Genomic DNA, 2,598 nt, shown 5'->3' with positions numbered 1-2,598 from the left:
TTGAAAACACGCGCGATTTTCGGGATGCAATATTCAATTTTTTCACCAATACGCTACCAGAAATAGCGGACTCGCTGACGTCCAGAATTCACGATCGTTTTCAGGTGCTCAAACCTGCATCTTGAGGTTTATTGGGTATATAACGTCAAACAATTCAAAAAGTAAAACCATGCGGCTATTCCATTCCCAGCTCTTTGAGCTTGCGCGTCAGGGTGTTACGTCCCCATCCCAACAGGCTAGCAGCCTCTTGCTTATGACCCTGCGTATGGCGTAACGCGGTAGTGAGCAGCGTTCTTTCCATCTCCGGTTGCGCTTCCGAGAGTAGGTTTTGATAACCGGAACGCAGCGCCCGATCGGCCCATTGCGCCAGCAGGGTTGCCCAACTGTCAGGTAGCATGTGCACCGTGGCGTCGGGTGCCGTGGTTTCAAACAGCTCTGGCGGCAGATCCTGAATCAACACCTCTTGCCCCGCGGCCATAACGGTCAGCCAGCGGCAGGTGTTCTCCAACTGACGCACGTTGCCCTGCCAAGGCAGGCGCGTTAACGCCGTTTCCGTTTCCGGGTGCAGATTTTTGGGTTCCACTCCCAGCTCTTTGGCGGTTGCCTGCAAGAAGTAGCGTGCCAGCAGCGGAATATCTTCGCGCCGTTCACGCAGTGGAGGCAGATGGACGCGAATCACATTGAGACGGTGAAACAGGTCTTCGCGAAATTTGCCTTCCTGAACCCGTAGCTCCAGATTTTGGTGGGTTGCGGTGATGATACGCACATCCACTTTCACCGCTGCATAGCCACCGACGCGGTAGAACTGCCCGTCAGCCAATACGCGCAACAGCCGCGTTTGCACATCCAGAGGCATATCGCCGATTTCATCCAGAAACAGGGTGCCGCCATCGGCCTGTTCAAAGCATCACTGGCGAATCTGATTCGCGCCGGTAAACGCCCCTTTTTCGTGACCAAACAGCTCTGACTCGATCAGATCCTTGGGGATGGCCGCCATATTCAAGGCGATAAACGGCGCTTTGGCGCGCGGACTGTGGCGATGCAGTGCATGTGCCACCAGTTCTTTACCGGTTCCCGATTCTCCGTTGATCAGCACGCTGATAGATGAACGGGAGAGTCGGCCAATAATGCGAAACACATCCTGCATGGCCGGCGCTTCACCAATGATATCGGTGGTGGGGCCATTGAGCGGTTGCGCGCGGACCGGCTGCTGCTGTTCCAGATAGTGACTGATCGCACGCTCAACCAAAGCGACAGCTTCATCGATATCAAACGGTTTTGGCAGGTAATCAAATGCACCCTGTTGGTAAGCGCTTACCGCAGCATCCAGATCGGAGTGCGCGGTCATAATAATCACTGGCAGCATAGGATGATGCTGTTTGATCTGTTGCAGCAGCGCCAGACCGTCCATGCCCGGCATACGAATATCGGACAGCACTACATCTGGCGTTTTGGTTGCCAGCGCGGCTTTGTTAAATAATAGGGAATAATGCTGTTATGACACGCCTGTTTTGGATTAAAATGCTGATCGCTCCGGGATGCATCACCACGCCCTGGATTTAACATACTGATTTTACGTCAAGGGAATCCGCAGCCTTTATGGCTACGCAGCATAATATCTATTTATTCAACAAAGCCTGCCAGCGTGTGCAGCGCCTGATTTCCGTTATCAAAGGTGGCACAGGTCAACACCGCCCCAGTGAGCGTGCGCTCCAGCACCCAACGGATGGAGCTATCGTCATCGACAATCCAGACTATCCCTCGTTGCATCGTGAACCTCACTGGCGAATGGGCAGGTAAACCGAGAATTCGGTATGGCCTTGCCAACTGTTAAATTCAATTTTTCCCGAATGCTGATCGATCAAGCTGCGCTCGATCGATAATCTCAGCCCAGTGCCGCCTTCGCGACCGCTTACCATTGGGTAAAACAGCGTGTCTTGCAACTGTGCAGGGACGCCAGGACCATCGTCTTCGATATCAATACGCGCTGCCAAGCGATAGCGCACGCCGTGCAGCGTGAGTTGAAAAGTGGTGCGCGTGCGCAGCGTAATGGTGACGCCTTCTTTACCCAGCGCATGGAGCGCGTTGCGGGTAATGTTTAGCAGCACTTGTTCAATCTGGTCTGGGTCATGGGTCAGTTCTGGCAGGCTGGGATCGTAATCTTTCACCAGCGTCACGTTGTCAGGTTTTTCTAACGAGACCAACTTGCAGACGCGCTCAACGACCTGATGAATACTTTGTGTTACGTGTAAACCCGGCTGCTGCGGCCCTAATAGCCTATCCACCAGATTGCGCAGGCGATCGGCCTACTCAATGATCACTTTGGTGTATTCCGTCAGCGCGGGGTCGGGCAGCGCTTTGGCCAGCAACTGTGCCGCGCCGCGCAATCCGCCGAGCGGGTCGTGTATTCAATGAGTTGATGTAGCATCAAACGTAGTACCCGCGTTCGATGTAAGTACCGATGATCCTATCGTGCATTTCGGATGATTTTGAATATCCGGGCGTCTTGCGATTGAGCCGTTGCAATCGGTTACGCAGTGTCAGATGTGCACGCTCAATACGCTGTGTATACAGCTTGCTAACAATGTATTTTACTTT

General features: G+C 53.4%; 3 protein-coding genes and 3 pseudogenes. 1 reads left to right on the top strand and 5 read right to left on the bottom strand.

Annotation, left to right across the window (positions count from 1 at the left end):
• A pseudogene (locus QZ506_RS16955) lies at positions 1–125 on the top strand (IS630 family transposase); the annotation flags it as partial.
• Positions 126–175: 50 nt separating this feature from the next.
• Here QZ506_RS16955 and glnG read toward each other — a convergent pair.
• The 5 genes and pseudogenes from glnG to QZ506_RS16930 form a co-directional block, all read right to left on the bottom strand.
• Positions 176–1,465: pseudogene (gene glnG / locus QZ506_RS16950) on the bottom strand (nitrogen regulation protein NR(I)); the annotation flags it as partial.
• Entirely contained in the window at positions 1,438–1,566 is a 129-nt protein-coding gene (locus QZ506_RS16945) for a hypothetical protein (protein ID WP_291972669.1), read from the bottom strand. The pseudogene glnG and the gene QZ506_RS16945, both read right to left, overlap by 28 nt.
• Before the next feature lie 57 nt (positions 1,567–1,623).
• Positions 1,624–1,770, bottom strand: coding sequence for a hypothetical protein (locus tag QZ506_RS16940; protein ID WP_291972667.1), 147 nt, complete (start codon positions 1,768–1,770; stop codon positions 1,624–1,626).
• Between the two features lie 8 nt (positions 1,771–1,778).
• A pseudogene (glnL, locus tag QZ506_RS16935) lies at positions 1,779–2,402 on the bottom strand (nitrogen regulation protein NR(II)); the annotation flags it as partial.
• A 25-nt stretch (positions 2,403–2,427) separates the two neighbouring features.
• Positions 2,428–2,598, bottom strand: a 171-nt coding sequence (locus QZ506_RS16930) for an IS1 family transposase (protein WP_291972671.1), incomplete at its 5' end; no start/stop codon positions are given.

Source organism: Candidatus Symbiopectobacterium sp., from assembly GCF_020054415.1.
In the GTDB taxonomy this organism is placed as follows: Bacteria; Pseudomonadota; Gammaproteobacteria; order Enterobacterales; family Enterobacteriaceae; genus Symbiopectobacterium.
The sequence above is the reverse complement of the archived record's forward strand: the minus strand, read 5'-3'. Positions and strand labels throughout refer to the sequence as shown.